Origin of the sequence: Streptomyces sp. NPDC048734, assembly GCF_043198675.1 — a bacterium.
Lineage (GTDB): Bacteria > Actinomycetota > Actinomycetes > Streptomycetales > Streptomycetaceae > Streptomyces.
On the sequence record NZ_JBICUZ010000001.1, the window covers coordinates 848,358 to 865,382 of the forward strand.

Below are 17,025 nucleotides of genomic sequence, written 5' to 3' on the forward strand. Positions count from 1 at the left end.
CTCACGGACTCCGACGAACCGATCCCCGAGGCGATGGCACCTCCGACTGACCTGCCGGTAAGGCCAGTTCGCACCAGACCGTCTTGTGGTCCGCTCCCTGATCCACGCCCCAGCGCCGGGCGAGCGCGTCGACCAGGGCCAGGCCGCGGCCCGACTCGGCGGTGCCGGTGGCCGACAGCAGGACGGGGAGGGCGCGGGCGTCGGGGTCGGTGACCTCGACGCGGGTGTGCCCGTGGGGGGTGCCGGTGACGCGGACCGTCACCGGGGTGCCCTCGCCGAGGTGGTCGATGACGTTCGTCAGCAGCTCCGTCGCGCACAGGAGGACGTCGAAGTCGAGTGTGCGCAGGTGGTGGCGCAGTTCGGGCACGGACTTCGGGGTGGCGAGCAGGGCGAGTTCAAAGGTCATCGTCCGGTCGCCGTCCCGCGCAGGGCGACCGCGAGCGCGTGGGCCGTGGCGGTGTCGCAGTTCCCGAGCGCGACGAGGCAGGCGGGCGGCGCGTACGCACCGGTGAGGCTCGGCAGGTCCGCGCGCAGGGAGGGCAGCGTGACGCCGTGCAGGGCGAGGGCGGTGCGGAGGTTCTCGACGCAGAGGGTGACGTCGTAGGCGGTGGGGGAGCGGTCGGGCATGGGGGCGGCCACCTTCTGTGCGGTGTGTGACGAACTCCTCACAGAATGTCGCCGCGCTGGCTACGGTGGAAGGGGTCGCGCGTCCGCGACCGGTACGGCGGAAGGTGTGCGAGTGGCACGGCGCAAGGACATCGACGGCTCGATGAGCGTCCCGACGTTCTACGGCAAGGAGTTGAGGTGGAAGCGGGAGGCGGCGGGACTCTCGCTGGAGGGACTGCTCCAGGGCAGCTTCTACGGCAAGACCTACCTCAGCGACATCGAACGCGGCGAGCGCCGCATGCCGTTGGACCTGGCCCGGCACGTGGACCGGGCGCTGGGGACCGACGGGTTCTTCGAACGGCACTGTGAGGACGTGCGGAAGGCGCGGCGGGCCGGGCACGCGGAGTACTTCGAGAAGGTCCTGGAGGCGGAGAAGCACGCCAGGACCATCGAGGAGTGGTGCCCCACCGTGTTTCCGGGGTTGCTCCAAACACCTTCGTACGCAAGGGCCGTGGTGCGGGCCACGCACCCGCTGTCGCTGGACGACGAGGTGGAGGAGAAGGTCAGCGCGCGAATGGCGCGAGCCGTCCTCTTCGAGAAGGACCATCACGTCCCGTCGTACTGGGTGATCCTGAACGAGCTGCTGCTCACCGACGCGATCCTGCCGCCGCCCGAGATGGCCGAGCAACTCGCGCGCATCCTGGAACTGGCCGAACGCCGCCGCATCGTTACGCAGATCGTCCTGCGGACGTGCAGCCCGCATCCGTTCATGCTCGGCAGCGCCAAGATCATGACTTTCCCAGATGCGCCACCGCTGTTCTACACGGAGTCGCTGCACAGCGGTGACACCATCGATGATCCGGCCCTCGTGGAGGAGTACCGCAGGTCGTACGATCTCCTCAGGGCCGTCGCACTGTCACCGGGCAGGTCCCTCGCCATGATCAAGGCAGCCGCAGAGGATTACCGAATTGGCAAGCATCCGGATCGACTTGAGTGACGCGCTCTGGCTCAAGAGCAGCTACAGCAATGGCAGCGGTGGCGACTGCGTCGAAGTAGCCACCGACTTCCCCGGCGCCGCCCTCTGGCGCAAGTCCACCTACAGCAACGGCGACGGCGGCGACTGCGTAGAGGTCGCCGACAACATCCCCGGCCTCGTCCCCGTCCGGGACTCCAAGGTCCCCCACGGCCCCGCCCTCGTCCTCGGTGCCGCCGCCTGGGCGCCCTTCGTCGCGTCGCTCAAGGGCTGAGTGAGGGACCGGGCGCCGGGGAGCAGTCTCCGGCTCCCGGCCCCTCACCAAGGGACGGTCAGCCCTCCGCCACCGCCTCGTCGACGCGGGCGAGGTCGCGCAGCCAGGCCTCGGCCGTGCTGTCGGACGGTGCGCGCCAGTCGCCGCGCGGGGAGAGCGAACCGCCCGCCGAGACCTTCGGCCCGTTCGGCATGGCCGAGCGCTTGAACTGCGCGAACGCGAAGAAGCGGCGGCAGAACACCTCCAGCCAGCGCCGGATCTCCGGCAGGTCGTACGCCACCCGCTTGGCCTCGGGGAAGCCCGGCGGCCAGGCGCCGGCCTCCGCGTCGTGCCAGGCGTGCCAGGCCAGGAAGGCGATCTTCGAAGGCCGGAAGCCGTAGCGCAGCACCTGGAAGAGGGTGAAGTCGTGCAGCGCGTACGGGCCGATCTTCGACTCGGTGGACTGCATCTCCTCGCCCGGCACCAGCTCGGGGCTGATCTCGGTGTCGAGGATGGCGGTCAGCACCTCGCCGGTCTCCTCGTCGAACTGGCCGCTGCTGACGACCCAGCGGATCAGGTGCTGCATCAGCGTCTTCGGCACGCCGGAGTTGACGTTGTAGTGGCTCATCTGGTCGCCCACGCCGTACGTGGACCAGCCGAGCGCCAGCTCCGACAGGTCGCCGGTGCCCAGCACGATGCCGCCGCGCTGGTTGGCGAGCCGGAACAGGTAGTCGGTGCGCAGGCCCGCCTGCACGTTCTCGAAGGTGACGTCGTACACCGGCTCGCCGGAGGCGAAGGGGTGGCCCATCTCCTTCAGCATCAGCCGCGCGGTCGGCGTGATGTCCAGCTCGGCCGCCGTGACCCCGAGGGCCCGCATCAGCTTGTGGGCGTTGCCCTTGGTGTGGTCGCTGGTGGCGAAGCCGGGCAGGGTCCAGGCCAGGATGTCGCTGCGCGGCCGGCCCGCGCGGTCCATCGCGCGGGCGGCGACGATCAGCGCGTGCGTGGAGTCGAGGCCCCCGGACACCCCGATGACGACCTTCGGGCCGCCGATCGAGGCCAGCCGCTGCTGGAGGGCGGCGACCTGGATGTTGTACGCCTCGTAGCAGTCCAGGGCGAGCCGCTCGGCGTCGGCGGGCACGAACGGGAACCGCTCGACGCGCCGGCGCAGCCCCAGGTCGGCGACCGGCGGGGCGAGCGCGAAGGACACCGTCCGGAAGTCCCCGGTCCGCGCGGCGTGCGTACGCCGGTTCTCGTCGAACGTGCCCATCCGCATCCGCTCCTGCCGCAGCAGGTCGAGGTCCACGTCGGCCACCGCGTGACTCTCGCCGAGCGCGAAGCGGTCGGACTCCGCCAGCAGCATCCCGTTCTCGTAGATCAGGGTCTGCCCGTCCCAGGACAGGTCGGTGGTCGACTCGCCGAGCCCGGCCGCCGCGTAGACGTACGCGGCGAGGCAGCGGGAGGACGCCGAACGGCACAGCAGCTTGCGGTCCTCGGCCCTGCCGACCGTGATCGGGCTGCCCGAGAGGTTGACGAGGACGGTCGCGCCCGCGAGGGCGGCCTCGGCGCTCGGCGGCACCGGCACCCACATGTCCTCGCAGACCTCGGCGTGCAGCACCAGCCCGGGGACGTCCGCCGCCTCGAACAGCAGGTCCACGCCGAACGGCACGGCCCGGCCGCCGACCCGGATCGTCCCGCCGCGCTCGTCGTCGCCCCCGGCGATCTGCCGGCGCTCGTAGAACTCGCGGTAGTTCGGCGGGTACGACTTGGGCACGACGCCGAGCACCCGGCCGCGGTGCACGACCACCGCGCAGTTGTAGACCCGGTTGCGGTGGCGCAGCGGGGCGCCGACGACCAGGACCGGCAGCAGCTGTGCCGACCCCGCCACCACCTCCTCCAGCGCCTCCTCGACCTGGTCGAGGAGCGCGTCCTGGAGCAGCAGGTCCTCGATGGAGTAGCCGCACAGCACCAGCTCGGGGAACACGGCGACGGCGACCCCCTCCTCGGCGCACCGGCGGGCCTGGCGCAGCACCGCCTCGGCGTTGGCGTGCGGGTCCGCGATGACGGTGTGGCCCGTGCACGCGGCGACGCGTGCGAAGCCGTGCTGGTAGATCGACCAGAAGTTCAACGGAGCTTCCTCGGGTGAAGGGGGCGGGCACGGCGGACGAGCGCCCGGGGTCTTGCCGGCACAGGGCGGATTCCGGACACACGGGCAGTGTAATCGTCAGAACGACGCGATGGGGGGTGCGGGGCACGGGGGCACCCCGCGCACGGCGCGAGGGGCGCGGGATCCGTGTTCCCGCGCCCCCTGGGAGCTGTCCTCCGGGGCCCGTACCGCACGCGCCACGCGTTTCCCGGGTTCCCGCCGTGAAACGCCCGGAGGCCGGCTTCCGGGGTGAAACGCCCGGAAGCCGGCCTCCGGGCGGGCGGCCCCGTGCCCTACGGGCGCGGCGCGGCCCCGCGTGCCGTGAGCATGCCGGCCATCAGCTCGATCTCCGACTCCTGCGCCTCGACCATGCCCCGCGCGAGCCGCTTCTCCACGTCCACCGTGCACTTGTCGGCACAGCCCTCGGCCATGTGGACGCCGCCCCGGTGGTGGTCCGTCATCAGCTGGAGGTAGAAGACCTCGGCCTGCCTGCCGTCCAGCGTGCCGAGCTTCTTCATCTCGGTGTCGGTGGCCATGCCCGGCATCAGCGCCCCGTCCTCGCCGGAGGCCATGCCGGCCATGTCCATCCAGGCCATCGGCCCGTCCGAGGACACCTTGGGCAGCTTCCACAGGTCGAGCCAGCCGATCAGCATGCCGCGCTGGTTGGCCTGCGTCTGCGCGATGTCGTAGGCGAGCCGCCGCACCTCCTCGTCCTTCGTGCGGTCGCGCACGATGTACGACATCTCGACGGCCTGCTGGTGGTGCACCGCCATGTCCCGGGCGAAACCGGCGTCCGCGGAGGAGGCGGAGGGCACCTCGGAGCCGTTGTCCCCGGCCACGGAGCAACTGATCGCCCCGGCGGCGACCAGCACCCCGGCGACGGCCACGGCGACTCCCGCGTACCTCACTCGGACAGACCGCCCGTGCACGCGGCGCCCGGCTCCGGGGTCTGCTCGCCCTGCACGTACTTCTCGAAGAACTTGTCCACGTTCGGGTCGCTCGCCCCGGTCACCGTCCGCTGGTGCCCCCAGGCGGTCAGCATGATCGGATCGGCCTGCTTGTCGTCCGGGCTCATCAGCGTGTACGGCGTCTTCTCCACCTTCGCCGCCAGCGCGTCCACGTCGGCCTTCGGCGCCTTGCTGCTGTACGTCACCCAGACCGCGCCGTGCTCCAGCGAGTGCACCGCGTTCACGTTGTTCAGGGCCTCGGTGTAGACGTCGCCGTCGCAGTTCATCCACGCCTGGTGGTGGTCACCGCCGACCGGCGGCTCCATCGGGTAGCTGACCGACTTGGTGACGTGGGTGCGGCCCAGCGTGCCCTTCCACGTCTTCACGCCGTCCGAGCCGGTGACGAAGCTGCCCGAGGTCTTGGCGTCGGCGGCGGGGGTGTCGTCGGACTGCGACCGTACGAGGAACACGGTGCCGGCGACGAGGGCGGCCACCACGAGGGTGCTCGCTGTGATCGTCAGGATCCGGTTGCGCCGCTCGCGCGACCGCTCGGCACGGCGCATCGCCTCTATGCGCGCCTGGCGCGCCGCGCTGATGTCCTTCTTGGCGGAACCCATGGGGCCTGTCCTTCGGGGGAAAGGGGGGGCGGAACGGTCGGAACGGTCGGGGCGTGCGGGGCGTGCGGGGCGTGCGGAACGATCGGGGCGTGCGGTGCGTGCGAGTGGTCGCGGTGTCCGGGCGGTTTCCGAGTCGTTCGGTTCCACTGATCGTAGTGCGGCAACCGGGTGAACCCGTAGGCAGGTCACAGCCAAGGACGGGCGCGGACGCCGCCGGGGCGGCCCGCGTAATCGGAAGTTGAAATGCGCATTATGCGCGCGCCTCCTCTACCCTTCACTCCATGCGGCTCTTGCGATCCACCGACCTGGCACTGCGCGTGCTGATGCGGCTCGCGGTGGTGGGCGGGACCACTCCGACGACCCGGGACGTGGCCGCCGCCATGGAGGTCCCGTACACCCACGCGGCCAAGGTCGTCGCGGAACTCCAGCACATGGGCCTCCTGGAGGCCCGCCGCGGCCGGGGCGGCGGCCTCGCCCTGACGGAGAAGGGCCGTACGGCGTCGGTGGGCGCCGTGGTCCGCGCCTTCGAGGGCGACGGCGACGTCGTCGACTGCGAGGGCGCCACCCCCTGCCCCCTGCGCAACGCCTGCCGCCTGCGCGGCGCCCTGCGCCGGGCCCAGGAGGCCTTCTACGCCTCACTGGACCCGATCACGGTCGCCGACATCGTCGCGACCCCGACCGGCCCGCTGCTGCTGGGGATCTCCGGGCGGGCCTGACGGGTCCGGCGGGGCCGTCGGCCGGGCCCGCCCCGCGCCGCCCCCGTTCCGGGCGGCCGGAAAACCTCGTGGCGGGGTGACGGATACGCCTGCCGGGTGAAACACGTGTCCAACTGCCGCGTTGCGCAACTGACGGGGCGTTGATCGTTTTATCAGTGGAAAAGAAAAAGGGTGCCATACGGGCAAATCGGACACGGCTTCACTGGAGGACTCCTTGCGCAACACACACGTCGGTGTCGGCATCGGACTGCTGGTCGGTGCCCTGACGCTGCAGATCCCGGTCGCCGCCGCAGCCGGTGACTCAAGTCTCCACATCCGCTCGCGGGCGGCCTCTTCCGGCTCCACGGTCACCGTCAGCACCGAAGCCTGCGGCGCGGACGTGACCTACGGCAAGGGCGAGTCCGAGCTGGCGGGGTCGTTCCACCTCTTCGAAGGGGAGCGCAAGGGCGTCCTCACCGGCCGGTTCACGGTGCCCGAGGGGACCGGGGCCACCACCGACACCGTCACCGTCAAATGCCCGCCGCGGATCAAGCTCACGAAGTCGTACACGCTGACGGCGGGCCGGCCCAACGGCGCCGTCGAGGCCGGTTTCGGGGACGGCGGCAGCACGGCTCCCCAGCTCGCCCTGGGCGGAGCGCTGCTGGCCGCGGGTGCCGCCGGCTGGCTGGTGCGCGCACGTCACCGCTCGTCCGCGAACCGCACCTGACCGCTGGTGCCGCACCGGCTCCTGGTGCGTCCCGCACCGGGAGCCGCGCGGCACGGCCGGCCGTCTCTCCCTCCCCCGGTCGTCAGCGAGAGGCTCGAACACGATGCCCCCCGGGCACCCCACCCCCACCCCCACCTCCACCTCCGCGCCCCCGTACATTCCCTCGGCCAGACTTCTGGCCTGGATCCTGGTGGCCGGCACGCTGCTGGTGACCGGTGCGCTGCGCGACGGACGGCCACCGCAGCCTTCGGCGGGCCAGGCCTTCTCCGCCCCGGCGGCTCCCCCCGCCGGCCGCACCGCCCCGACGGCGGGCTCCGCCGTCCAGCCGCTGCGGCCCTCGCCGCCGCAGCGGCTGCGGATCCCCGCCATCGGCGTGGACGCGGCGGTGGGCGAGCTGGACCTCGACGCGTCGGGGGCGCTGCGGCCCCCACCGGCCGACGCCCCCGGCCTCGCCGGCTGGTACGGCGGGGGCACGGCTCCCGGATCCGTCGGGACGGCCGTCACCGCCGGACACGTGGACCTGCCCACCGGTGCGCCCGGGGTCTTCTACCACCTCGGCTCCGTCACCAAGGGCAACACGATCGAGATCGACCGGGCGGACCGGCGCACGGCCGTCTTCACCGTCGACGCCGTGGAGGTCTACGACAAGGAACGGTTTCCCGACGACAAGGTCTACGGCAGTTCCGACCGGGCCGAACTGCGCGTGATCACCTGCGGCGGCGGTTACACCGAGCGCACCGGATACCAGGGCAACGTCGTCGTCTACGCCACCCTCACCGCGGTGAGATAGACGGGAGCCGGCAAGGACCGGCCGCCTTTCCCCCGTCCAGCGCCGCGCGGCCCCGGCCCCCTGTGCCTCGTCCTCGTCCGCACGCCGGATCCGCACGCCGGAGGGGAGCTCCACGGGACCGTCGACCGCGGTTCCGCGGAGCTCCCCTCCGGCGCACCGGCCGTCGTCAGGCCGCCGCCAGCCACAGGTCCGGGCCGAACACCTCGTAGTGCACGTCCGCCGGGGCGACCCCCTTCTCGATCAGCTGGGCCCTGACCGCGCGCATGAACGGCAGCGGGCCGCACAGGTACGCGCGCGTACCGGGCAGGACCGGGACGTCCGCGAGGTCGGCGAGGCCGGTGCGGGCGCCCTCGGGGGCGTCCTGCTCGTACCAGAGGTGGACCGTCGCCCCGGGGAGCTTCTCCGCGTACGCCGCGTGCTCGGAGCGCAGGGCGTGCTCGGCGGGGGAGCGGTCGGCGTGGACCACGGTGACCGGGGCGCGGTGCCCGGCGGCCGCCAGGTGGGCCAGCATCGCCGTGATCGGCGTCACGCCGATGCCGGCCGAGGCGAGCAGCAGGGGGCTGTCCGGGGCGCCGTCCAGGACGAGGTCGCCGTACGGCTCCGACAGCTCCAGCACGCCGCCTTCCGTCACGTGCGCGTGGAGGTGGTTCGAGACCTCGCCCTCCGGCGTCGTACCGCCCGGCACCCGCTTGACGCTGATCTGGCGCAGCGCGTCACCGGGTGCGCCGGAGAGGCTGTACTGGCGTATCTGGCGGGCGCCGTCGGCGAGTTCGGCGCGGACGGAGACGTACTGGCCGGCGCGGAAGCCGCGGACCGGGCCGCCGTCCACCGGGCGCAGCCGGAAGGTGACGACGTCGCTGGTCTCGGGGACGCGCTCGACGACCTCCCAGGCACGCCAGTCGGCGCCGCCGCTCTCCTCGTACAGCCGCTTCTCGACGGCGATCAGCGCGTTCGCCATCAGCCAGTAGACCTCGTCCCAGGCGGCCGCCACCTCGGGGGTGACCGCCTCGCCGAGCACGGCGACGATGGCGGCGAAGAGGTGCTCGTGCACGACGGCGTACTGCTCGGGCGCGATGCCGAGCGAGGCGTGCTTGTGCGCGATGCGGGAGAGCATCGCGTCGGGGCGGCTGTCGGGGTGCTCGACCAGGTGCGTCGCGAAGGCGGCGATGGAGCCGGCGAGGGCCTGGCGCTGGGTTCCGGCGGCCTGGTTGCCGCGGTTGAACAGGTCCCGCAGCAGCTCCGGGTGGGCCTCGAACAGACCGGCGTAGAAGCGCTCGGTGATCTCGCCGATCGCGGCGCCGACCACGGGGAGCGTGGCTCGGACGGTCGCTGCGGATTGTTCGGACAGCATGAGGTCTCCTCGGGCTCGCCTGCGCCACCGGTCGGCGCTCGACTGGACGGCACGGTAGTAAAACTTTCATATGAGATGCAAATTAATCGGCCCGGGGTGCGGTGGAGGGGGGCGGGCATTACGGATGCGGGTGCGAACGGGCAAGATGGGCGGGGAGCGGTACACCTGCCGCCCGCGAGGCGTTCACCCCGGGGTCGGTCTCACGATCAAGGTGCGCAACGCGCATGAAATGGTGTTGTGGTGGGATGCTCAGGTGCCCGACCGCCTCCCGCGATGCGGGAGACAGGCGGCCTGACCGGCAAGGATGGGGAAGCGGAAGATGGACAAGCAGCAGGAGTTCGTGCTCCGGACGTTGGAGGAGCGCGACATCCGGTTCGTACGCCTGTGGTTCACGGACGTGCTGGGCTTCCTCAAGTCCGTCGCCGTGGCGCCGGCGGAACTCGAACAGGCGTTTGACGAAGGCATCGGTTTCGACGGCTCCGCCATCGAGGGCTTCGCCCGGGTGTACGAGTCCGACATGATCGCCAAGCCGGACCCCTCCACCTTCCAGGTCCTGCCCTGGCGCGCGGAGGCCCCCGGTACCGCCCGCATGTTCTGCGACATCCTCATGCCGGACGGCTCCCCGTCCTTCGCCGACCCCAGGTACGTCCTCAAGCGCGCCCTCGCCCGCGCCTCCGACCTGGGCTTCACCTTCTACACCCACCCCGAGATCGAGTTCTTCCTGCTGAAGGACCGCCCCCTCGACGGCTCGCGCCCCACGCCCGCCGACAACTCCGGCTACTTCGACCACACCCCGCAGAACATCGGCATGGACTTCCGCCGCCAGGCGATCACCATGCTGGAGTCGATGGGCATCTCGGTCGAGTTCTCCCACCACGAGGGCGCCCCCGGCCAGCAGGAGATCGACCTGCGGTACGCCGACGCGCTCTCCACGGCCGACAACATCATGACGTTCCGCCTGGTGATGAAGCAGGTCGCGCTGGAGCAGGGCGTGCAGGCGACCTTCATGCCGAAGCCGTTCTCCGAGCACCCCGGCTCCGGCATGCACACCCACCTCTCCCTCTTCGAGGGCGACCGCAACGCCTTCTACGAGTCCGGCTCCGAGTACCAGCTCTCCAAGGTCGGCCGCTCCTTCATCGCGGGCCTGCTCAAGCACGCGGCGGAGATCTCGGCCGTGACCAACCAGTGGGTCAACTCCTACAAGCGCATCTGGGGCGGCTCCGAGCGCACCGCCGGCGCCGGCGGCGAGGCCCCCTCGTACATCTGCTGGGGCCACAACAACCGCTCGGCCCTGGTCCGCGTCCCGATGTACAAGCCCGGCAAGACCGGCTCGGCCCGCATCGAGGTCCGCTCCCTCGACTCCGGCACCAACCCCTACCTCGCCTACGCCATGCTGCTGGCCGCCGGCCTCAAGGGCGTCGAGGAGGGTTACGAGCTGCCGCCGGGCGCCGAGGACGACGTGTGGGCCCTCTCCGACGCCGAGCGCCGCGCGATGGGCATCGAGCCCCTCCCGCAGAACCTCGGCGAGGCCCTGACCCTGATGGAGCGCAGCGACCTGGTCGCCGAGACCCTCGGCGAGCACGTCTTCGACTTCTTCCTGCGCAACAAGAAGTCGGAGTGGGAGGAGTACCGCTCCGAGGTCACCGCCTTCGAGCTGCGGAAGAACCTGCCGGTGCTGTAGGGGCGGGGCGGTTGCCCCGCTGGAACGGGCTGCGGGGCCGACGGTCATGGACCGTCGGCCCCGGCGCGTCCCACCGCCCTTGGCTCGTCAGGAAGCCGCCCTCGTTCCCTTGAGGATCTCGATACCCGCCCGATCCGTTTCCTCCGGCGGGGCGTTGAGACGGTGGATCATCACCCAGCGGCCGTCGTCCGTCGCTCCGGCGAAGACCGAGGCGTGGCGGGTGGCCCCGTTGTGCCAGCGCAGGGGTCCTGCCGTCTGCCAGCTCGGGGCGGGGTCCCCCAGCCGGCGCTCCACCAGGAGGCGTACCACCAGGTCGGCCGCCGCACGGGGAGTGGCCCACAGCCCTCCCGCCGGCAGCATCGCGCCTGTCATCGTCCACGGCCTGCGGGGTCGTCCCAGGAGCCCCGGAGGCAGCAGGCGCCGGGCGGGATCAGGGTTCGAGGTGATCTCCGTGAGATCCAGCGGCCGCAGGACGTACTCGGTCACCAGCTCCTCGTACGTCGTCCCGGAGGCCGTGGTCAGGGCCGCGCCGAGCACGGCGTAGCCGAGGTTGGAGTAGTCCTCCTCCTGACCCGGGGGCCGTCCGGCGAGCGTGTCGAGGCGGGGCAGCAGCCGGTCCAGGGCGGGGCGGTCGAACGCCGCGTAGGGGTCCCGGCGGGAGAGGCGGCCGGGTGGCAGGCGGGGAAGGCCGGAAGTGTGCCGGGCCAGGTGCAGGAGCGTGATCCCTGTCCCGGGGGCCGCGGGAAGCCACCGTTCGACGGGGTCGTCGAGCGTCAGGACCCCGGCCGCGGCCATGCGGACCAGCGCCGTCCCGGTGACGACCTTGGTGAGGGAGGCGATCTGCACGAAGCGGTCGACGGCGTGACCGTCGCGGGCGGACGGCGGGGCCGCGCCGCTGAACACGCAGGTGGGAAGGCGCATGGCGGGCCTCACGCGCCGCGCGGCGGCACCGCGCACGCGGAGGTGCCGCCGGGAAGACGGTGGCGGTTGCGGGACACCCGGCGGTACACCGCGTGGGCGCAGGCGCGGATGCCGGGAAGACGGACCACGGCCGCGAGGACGCGGTACGTGCGTGAGGGCGAAGCACCCACATAGCGGGCCACGGCGTCCGCCCCGCCCGTGAGGACCGCACCGCCGCGCAGCAGCAGGACCTCACGGTCCAGACGTTCGCGGTGAGGCGCCGTGACCTCGGCGGGCAGGAACTGCCACGGCACCGCTTCCAGGGCCGGTGCGGCAAGGGCCCGGATGCGGTCGACGGACGCCTGGCAGAAGCCGCAGTCCCCGTCGTAGGCGAGTACGGGTGCCGACGGTCGTACCGAGGGCGATGGCCGGTGGCCGGGATGGGGCACGGGTTCTCCGTTCGGTGCGGCAGGAACGCGCCGTTCGACCCGCGGCGCGGCGGCGTAGCCGCCGGGGCCCCGGCTACTGCGGGCGCCGTCCCGCGAGGTCCGCCAGGACCCGGTGCAGCGGTTCCGTCTCCCGGCGGCGGTACTCCTGGATCGCCCAGCCGTTGCCGTCGGGGTCCTTGAAGTACATGAAGGTGGCGCCGTCCTGCGGGGCGAACTGCTGCGGCTCGCTCACCTCCAGGCCGCGGGCGGTCAGCTCCTCGTAGGCCGCCTTCGCGTCCGTCACGCACAGCTGCATCCCGTGGTACGTCCCCGGACTCGGCGTGCCCGTCGGGACCTGCATTCCGTCCACCAGGGCGATCGAACAGCCCGAGCCGGGCGGCGTGAGCTGCACGATCCGTACGCCGTCCATCACCTCGCCGTCGAGGTCCACGTGGAAGCCGACCTTGTCCCGGTAGAACTCCTTGGCCCGGTCCACGTCGGACACCGGCAACAGGATGACTTCGAGGGTCATGTCCATGGAGTGACTCCTTCGTCGCGACCGTCATGCGTGCGGTACGGCCACCCCGGGGGCGGCCCTGAAGGCGTGGCCGTCCCCACACAACCCGAAACCCGGCCCGGGCGCCACCGTGCCGACGCGGGTTACGCTCAAGCGCGTACGACCTTGATCGCAGTGGAGGAGGCCGGGGATGACGGGGCCGGGGCGCAGGAGCAGCACCTTCACGCGACTGCTGCGGCACGGGTTCACCGATGCCTCCGCCGCCGAACGTCTTCTGGACGGCGCCGAGCTGTCCCCGGTGCGCGACGACCCCGTGCTGCTGGAGGCCCTCGGCCGCACCGCCGACCCCGACCTCGCCCTGCGGGGACTCGTCCGGCTGCTGGAGGCGCAGCCCGGTGCGGGCGCCCGGCGCGAGCTGATCGACACCGTGATAGCCGCCAAGCCGCTGCGCGACCGGCTGCTCGGGGTCCTCGGCGCCTCCGCCGCCCTCGCCGACCACCTCGCCCGGCACCCCCGGGACTGGGAGGCGCTGGTCACCTACGAGCCGCACGACCTCCACCCCGGAGTGGAGGAGTTCGAACGCGGCCTCGCCGGCGCCGACGACCCGGTCCTGCTGCGGGTGGCCTACCGGCGCTGTCTGCTCTCCATCGCCGCCCGCGACGTGTGCGGGACCATCGACCTGGCCGAGACCGCCGCCGAACTGGCCGACCTGGCCACCGCCACGCTCCGGGCCGCCCTCGGTCTCGCCCGGGCCGCCGCCCCCGACGACGCCGCGCTGTGCCGGCTCGCGGTGATCGCGATGGGCAAGTGCGGCGGACACGAGCTGAACTACGTCTCCGACGTCGACGTCATCTTCGTGGGCGAGGCCCTCGACGGGGCCGACGAGGCCAAGGCGCTGCGCGCCGCCACCAAGCTGGCCTCGCACATGATGCGGATCTGCTCGGAGACCACCGTCGAGGGGTCCATCTGGCCCGTCGACGCCAACCTGCGGCCCGAGGGCCGCAACGGCCCCCTGGTGCGGACGCTCAGCAGCCATCTCGCCTACTACCGGCGCTGGGCGAAGACCTGGGAGTTCCAGGCCCTGCTGAAGGCCCGCCCGGTCGCCGGGGACCTCGCCCTGGGCGCGGAGTACGTCGCCGCCGTCGAGCCGCTGGTGTGGCAGGCCGCCGAGCGGGAGAACTTCGTCGCCGACGTCCAGAAGATGCGGCGGCGGGTCGTCGAGAACATCCCCGTCGCCGAGGTCGAGCGCGAACTCAAGCTCGGGCCGGGCGGGCTGCGGGACGTCGAGTTCGCCGTACAGCTGCTCCAGCTGGTGCACGGGCGGGCCGACGCCTCGCTGCGCAGCGGCACCACCCTCGACGCCCTGCGGGCGCTCGCCACGGGCGGCTACGTCGGGCGGACCGACGCCGTCCAGCTCGACGCCGCCTACCGGTTCCTGCGGTCCATGGAGCACCGGATCCAGCTCCACCGGCTGCGCCGCACCCACCTCGTCCCCGAGGCCGAGGGCGACCAGCGGCGGCTCGGACGATCCCTCGGGCTGCGGACCGACCCGGTGGCCGAGCTGAACCGCGAGTGGAAGCGGCACGCCGCCGTCGTACGGCGGCTGCACGAGAAGCTGTTCTACCGGCCGCTGCTGGACGCGGTCGCCCAGCTCCCCTCCGGCGAGGCGCGGCTGAGCACCGCGGCCGCCCGCGAGCGGCTCGTCGCGCTCGGCTACGCCGACCCGGCCGCGGCCCTGCGGCACCTGGAGGCGCTGGCGTCCGGGGTGACCCGCAAGGCGGCGATCCAGCGGACACTGCTGCCGGTGCTGCTCGGCTGGTTCGCCGACTCCGCCGACCCGGACGCCGGACTGCTCAACTTCCGCAAGGTGTCGGACGCGCTGGGGAAGACGCCCTGGTACCTGCGGCTGCTGCGCGACGAGGGCGCGGCCGCGGAGAACCTGGCACGGGTCCTGTCGGCGGGGCGGCTCGCGCCCGACCTGCTGATGCGGGCGCCCGAGGCCGTCGCGCTGCTCGGGGACGGCGACGGGGGCGGGCTGGCGCCGCGCGGCCCGGCCCACCTGGAGCAGGAGATCCTCGCCGCGGTCGGCCGCGCGGACGGCGCCGTGCAGGGGGTCACCGCGGCGCGCGGGGTGCGGCGCCGGGAGCTGTTCCGTACGGCCGCCGCGGACATCGTCGCCTCCTACGGCACGGAGGCGCAGCCCGTCGAGGCCGACCAGGGCGCCCTCGTCGACATGGTCGGCGGGGCCGTCTCCGACCTCACCGCGGCCACCCTGGCCGGCACCCTGCGGGCCGTGGTGCGGGAAGGCTGGGGCGACACGCTGCCCACCCGGTTCGCGATCATCGGCATGGGGCGGTTCGGGGGGCACGAGCTGGGCTACGGCTCCGACGCGGACGTGCTGTTCGTGCACGAACCCCGCGACGGGGCCGACGAGCAGGAGGCCGGGCGGGCGGCCAACACGGTCGTCGCCGAGATGCGGCGGCTGCTGCAGGTGCCCAGTGCCGATCCGCCGCTGCTCGTCGACGCCGACCTGAGGCCGGAGGGGAAGTCCGGGCCGCTCGTGCGGACGCTGAACTCGTACGCGGCCTACTACCGGCGGTGGTCGCTGGGGTGGGAGTCGCAGGCGCTGCTGCGGGCCGAACCGGTGGCCGGGGACGAGGAGCTGGGGCGGCGGTTCGTCGAGCTGATCGACCCGCTGCGGTATCCGCCGGCCGGGCTCGGGGACGACGCGGTGCGGGAGATCCGGCGGCTGAAGGCACGGATGGAGTCGGAGCGGATGCCGCGCGGGGCCGATCCCAAGCTGCACACCAAGCTGGGGCCGGGCGGCCTGTCGGACGTCGAGTGGACCGTGCAGCTGCTGCAGCTGCGGTACGGGGCGCGGGAGCCGGGGCTGCGGACCACGCGCACCCGCGCGGCGCTGGCCGCCGCCCGCGACTGCGGACTGCTGTCGGAGGAGGACGCGGCGACGCTGGACGAGGCCTGGGTGCTGGCCACCCGGGTGCGCAACGCGGTGATGCTGGTGCGCGGGAGGGCGGGGGACACCTTCCCCTCCGACCCCCGCGAGCTGGCCGCCGTGGGGCGGTACCTGGGGTACGGGCCCGGTCATGTGGGGGACATGCTGGACGACTACCGGCGCACCGGGCGGCTGGCCCGGCAGGTCGTGGACGCGCTGTTCTACGGGGCGTGACGGAGGGCTCGACGGGGGCGTGACGGCTCGGTTGCTCGCGCGGGCGCTCCGCGCCGCAGGGCACGGGGCCGCAGAGTGCGCGGCCGGGGCGGCCGGGACCGCGCCGTCGGAGCGGGCCGGGCGGGGACGGGGGGACAGGTCACGGCGGACGTCGGGCCGTCGGCGGAGTGCACGAACACGGGCGGAGTGCCTGGACGCCGTCGGAGCGGGCCGGGCGGGGACGGGCCACGGCGGACGTCGGGCCGTCGGCGGAGTGCACGAACACGGGCGGAGTACACGGACGCCGGCGGATTCCCCGGCTGCTGTCGGCCGGCGGGCCGCGGGGCGCCGGCCGCCGTGTGACTACGGTCTCGGCAGCGGGTGCCGCGGCAGGGCGTGCGGCAGGGCGCCGTACCAGAGGCGGGCCACCGCGTAGCCGAAGGCCAGGCAGATGAGGCCGCCCACCGCGTCCAGCCAGAAGTGGTTGGCGGTGGCGACGATGACGACCAGGGTGGCCACCGGGTAGACGAGGCCCAGGACGCGCACCCATGGCACCGCGGCCAGGGCGAAGATCGTCAGGCCGCACCACAGCGACCAGCCGATGTGCATGGAGGGCATCGCGGCGTACTGGTTCGACATGTTCTTGAGGTCGCCGGAGGCCATCGAGCCCCAGGTCTGGTGGACGACCACCGTGTCGATGAAGACGCCGCCGTTCATCAGGCGGGGCGGGGCCAGCGGATACAGGTAGTAGCCGACCAGGGCCACGGCGGTGGTGGCGAACAGGGCGAGGCGGGTGGCCGCGTAGCGGCCGGGATGGAGGCGGTAGAGCCAGACCAGGACGCCCAGGGTCAGCACGAAGTGCAGTGTGGCGTAGTAGTAGTTCATGCCGACGATGAGCCAAGTGACCGAGTTGACCGTGCGGTTGACGGACTCCTCGACGGCGATGGCCAGGTGGTGCTCCATCCGCCAGATCCAGTCGGCGTTGCGCAGGGCCTCGGTCCGCTGCTCCGGGACCGCGTTGCGGATCTGTGAGTACGTCCAGTAACTCACCGCGATCAGCAGGATCTCGAACCACAGGCGCGGACGGCGCGGAGTGCGCAGCCGCCGCAACCGACCAGAGCGCTGCGGGGCCGTGACAGGCCCCGAGACGGCCTGGTCATGGCCTTCCAGAGACGTCACGGTCGATTCACCCATGGACACAGAGTCTGCCAGAAAAGCCTTCTTCTCCGAT

General features: G+C 72.6%; 17 protein-coding genes. 7 read left to right on the forward strand and 10 right to left on the reverse strand.

Annotated features, from left to right (window positions below):
- Position 1: 1 nt before the first annotated feature.
- Both ACGFQC_RS03735 and ACGFQC_RS03740 read right to left on the reverse strand, forming a co-directional pair.
- Positions 2 to 406, reverse strand: a complete 405-nt coding sequence (locus ACGFQC_RS03735; RefSeq protein ID WP_363087086.1) for an ATP-binding protein — start codon at positions 404 to 406, stop codon at positions 2 to 4.
- Positions 403 to 627 carry a hypothetical protein gene (locus ACGFQC_RS03740; protein ID WP_363087087.1) on the reverse strand — a complete coding sequence of 75 codons (225 nt, stop codon included), beginning with the start codon at positions 625 to 627 and terminating at the stop codon, positions 403 to 405. The genes ACGFQC_RS03735 and ACGFQC_RS03740 overlap by 4 nt, the downstream gene beginning before the upstream one ends.
- Before the next feature lie 112 nt (positions 628 to 739).
- Here ACGFQC_RS03740 and ACGFQC_RS03745 point away from each other — a divergent pair, with 112 nt between their 5' ends.
- Together ACGFQC_RS03745 and ACGFQC_RS03750 are read left to right on the forward strand one after the other, a co-directional pair.
- Positions 740 to 1,603 carry a helix-turn-helix transcriptional regulator gene (locus ACGFQC_RS03745; RefSeq protein ID WP_363087088.1) on the forward strand — a complete coding sequence of 288 codons (864 nt, stop codon included), beginning with the start codon at positions 740 to 742 and terminating at the stop codon, positions 1,601 to 1,603.
- Complete coding sequence (locus ACGFQC_RS03750; protein WP_363087089.1) at positions 1,596 to 1,853, forward strand: DUF397 domain-containing protein; 258 nt, start codon at positions 1,596 to 1,598, stop codon at positions 1,851 to 1,853. Before ACGFQC_RS03745 ends, ACGFQC_RS03750 begins: the two co-directional genes overlap by 8 nt.
- A gap of 58 nt (positions 1,854 to 1,911) precedes the next feature.
- Here ACGFQC_RS03750 and ACGFQC_RS03755 read toward each other — a convergent pair whose 3' ends face one another.
- The 3 genes from ACGFQC_RS03755 to ACGFQC_RS03765 form a co-directional block, all read right to left on the reverse strand.
- On the reverse strand, positions 1,912 to 3,957 hold the full coding sequence (locus tag ACGFQC_RS03755) for an NAD(+) synthase (protein ID WP_363087090.1): 2,046 nt from the start codon (positions 3,955 to 3,957) through the stop codon (positions 1,912 to 1,914).
- Positions 3,958 to 4,268: 311 nt separating this feature from the next.
- The gene (locus ACGFQC_RS03760) at positions 4,269 to 4,883 is read right to left on the reverse strand and encodes a DUF305 domain-containing protein (RefSeq protein WP_363087091.1); all 615 of its coding nucleotides are present in this window, start codon (positions 4,881 to 4,883) and stop codon (positions 4,269 to 4,271) included.
- On the reverse strand, positions 4,880 to 5,539 hold the full coding sequence (locus tag ACGFQC_RS03765; RefSeq protein ID WP_363087092.1) for a DUF3105 domain-containing protein: 660 nt from the start codon (positions 5,537 to 5,539) through the stop codon (positions 4,880 to 4,882). Before ACGFQC_RS03765 ends, ACGFQC_RS03760 begins: the two co-directional genes overlap by 4 nt.
- Positions 5,540 to 5,820: 281 nt before the next feature.
- Here ACGFQC_RS03765 and ACGFQC_RS03770 point away from each other — a divergent pair, with 281 nt between their 5' ends.
- The 3 genes from ACGFQC_RS03770 to ACGFQC_RS03780 all read left to right on the forward strand — a co-directional run bounded on the left by ACGFQC_RS03770 (position 5,821) and on the right by ACGFQC_RS03780 (position 7,751).
- Positions 5,821 to 6,255: an Rrf2 family transcriptional regulator gene (locus tag ACGFQC_RS03770; RefSeq protein WP_363087093.1), complete on the forward strand. Its 435-nt coding sequence runs from the start codon at positions 5,821 to 5,823 to the stop codon at positions 6,253 to 6,255.
- 214 nt (positions 6,256 to 6,469) lie between these two features.
- Positions 6,470 to 6,961, forward strand: coding sequence for a sortase (locus ACGFQC_RS03775; RefSeq protein ID WP_363087094.1), 492 nt, complete (start codon positions 6,470 to 6,472; stop codon positions 6,959 to 6,961).
- Between the two features lie 103 nt (positions 6,962 to 7,064).
- On the forward strand, positions 7,065 to 7,751 hold the full coding sequence (locus ACGFQC_RS03780; RefSeq protein WP_363087095.1) for a class F sortase: 687 nt from the start codon (positions 7,065 to 7,067) through the stop codon (positions 7,749 to 7,751).
- Positions 7,752 to 7,917: 166 nt separating this feature from the next.
- Here the strand turns inward: ACGFQC_RS03780 and ACGFQC_RS03785 are convergent, their stop codons facing one another.
- Complete coding sequence (locus tag ACGFQC_RS03785; protein ID WP_363087096.1) at positions 7,918 to 9,102, reverse strand: globin domain-containing protein; 1,185 nt, start codon at positions 9,100 to 9,102, stop codon at positions 7,918 to 7,920.
- 319 nt (positions 9,103 to 9,421) lie between these two features.
- On the opposite strand from ACGFQC_RS03785, the gene glnA reads away from it, so the two are divergent.
- Positions 9,422 to 10,783, forward strand: coding sequence for a type I glutamate--ammonia ligase (gene glnA / locus ACGFQC_RS03790; RefSeq protein ID WP_363087097.1), 1,362 nt, complete (start codon positions 9,422 to 9,424; stop codon positions 10,781 to 10,783).
- An 87-nt stretch (positions 10,784 to 10,870) separates the two neighbouring features.
- Here the strand turns inward: glnA and ACGFQC_RS03795 are convergent, their stop codons facing one another.
- The 3 genes from ACGFQC_RS03795 to ACGFQC_RS03805 form a co-directional block, all read right to left on the reverse strand.
- Positions 10,871 to 11,704, reverse strand: a complete 834-nt coding sequence (locus ACGFQC_RS03795; protein WP_363087098.1) for a serine hydrolase domain-containing protein — start codon at positions 11,702 to 11,704, stop codon at positions 10,871 to 10,873.
- Between the two features lie 8 nt (positions 11,705 to 11,712).
- On the reverse strand, positions 11,713 to 12,132 hold the full coding sequence (locus ACGFQC_RS03800; protein ID WP_363087099.1) for a DUF393 domain-containing protein: 420 nt from the start codon (positions 12,130 to 12,132) through the stop codon (positions 11,713 to 11,715).
- A gap of 73 nt (positions 12,133 to 12,205) precedes the next feature.
- Positions 12,206 to 12,649, reverse strand: a complete 444-nt coding sequence (locus tag ACGFQC_RS03805; RefSeq protein ID WP_363087100.1) for a VOC family protein — start codon at positions 12,647 to 12,649, stop codon at positions 12,206 to 12,208.
- 169 nt (positions 12,650 to 12,818) lie between these two features.
- Between ACGFQC_RS03805 and ACGFQC_RS03810 the strand changes: the two genes are divergently transcribed.
- Positions 12,819 to 15,815, forward strand: coding sequence for a bifunctional [glutamine synthetase] adenylyltransferase/[glutamine synthetase]-adenylyl-L-tyrosine phosphorylase (locus tag ACGFQC_RS03810; protein WP_363087101.1), 2,997 nt, complete (start codon positions 12,819 to 12,821; stop codon positions 15,813 to 15,815).
- Between the two features lie 342 nt (positions 15,816 to 16,157).
- On the opposite strand, the gene ACGFQC_RS03815 is transcribed toward ACGFQC_RS03810, so the two are convergent.
- Positions 16,158 to 16,988: a phosphatase PAP2 family protein gene (locus ACGFQC_RS03815; RefSeq protein WP_363087102.1), complete on the reverse strand. Its 831-nt coding sequence runs from the start codon at positions 16,986 to 16,988 to the stop codon at positions 16,158 to 16,160.
- Positions 16,989 to 17,025: the final 37 nt, after the last annotated feature.

What these genes read in the sequence shown, in the direction of transcription:
- ACGFQC_RS03735 (WP_363087086.1), bottom strand. Translation starts at nt 406, where the DNA reads ATGACCTTTGAACTCGCCCTGCTCGCCACCCCGAAGTCCGTGCCCGAA.
- ACGFQC_RS03740 (WP_363087087.1), bottom strand. Translation starts at nt 627, where the DNA reads ATGCCCGACCGCTCCCCCACCGCCTACGACGTCACCCTCTGCGTCGAG.
- ACGFQC_RS03765 (WP_363087092.1), bottom strand. Translation starts at nt 5,539, where the DNA reads ATGGGTTCCGCCAAGAAGGACATCAGCGCGGCGCGCCAGGCGCGCATA.
- ACGFQC_RS03770 (WP_363087093.1), top strand. Translation starts at nt 5,821, where the DNA reads ATGCGGCTCTTGCGATCCACCGACCTGGCACTGCGCGTGCTGATGCGG.
- ACGFQC_RS03780 (WP_363087095.1), top strand. Translation starts at nt 7,065, where the DNA reads ATGCCCCCCGGGCACCCCACCCCCACCCCCACCTCCACCTCCGCGCCC.
- ACGFQC_RS03785 (WP_363087096.1), bottom strand. Translation starts at nt 9,102, where the DNA reads ATGCTGTCCGAACAATCCGCAGCGACCGTCCGAGCCACGCTCCCCGTG.
- glnA (WP_363087097.1), top strand. Translation starts at nt 9,422, where the DNA reads ATGGACAAGCAGCAGGAGTTCGTGCTCCGGACGTTGGAGGAGCGCGAC.
- ACGFQC_RS03795 (WP_363087098.1), bottom strand. Translation starts at nt 11,704, where the DNA reads ATGCGCCTTCCCACCTGCGTGTTCAGCGGCGCGGCCCCGCCGTCCGCC.
- ACGFQC_RS03805 (WP_363087100.1), bottom strand. Translation starts at nt 12,649, where the DNA reads ATGGACATGACCCTCGAAGTCATCCTGTTGCCGGTGTCCGACGTGGAC.
- ACGFQC_RS03810 (WP_363087101.1), top strand. Translation starts at nt 12,819, where the DNA reads ATGACGGGGCCGGGGCGCAGGAGCAGCACCTTCACGCGACTGCTGCGG.
- ACGFQC_RS03815 (WP_363087102.1), bottom strand. Translation starts at nt 16,988, where the DNA reads ATGGGTGAATCGACCGTGACGTCTCTGGAAGGCCATGACCAGGCCGTC.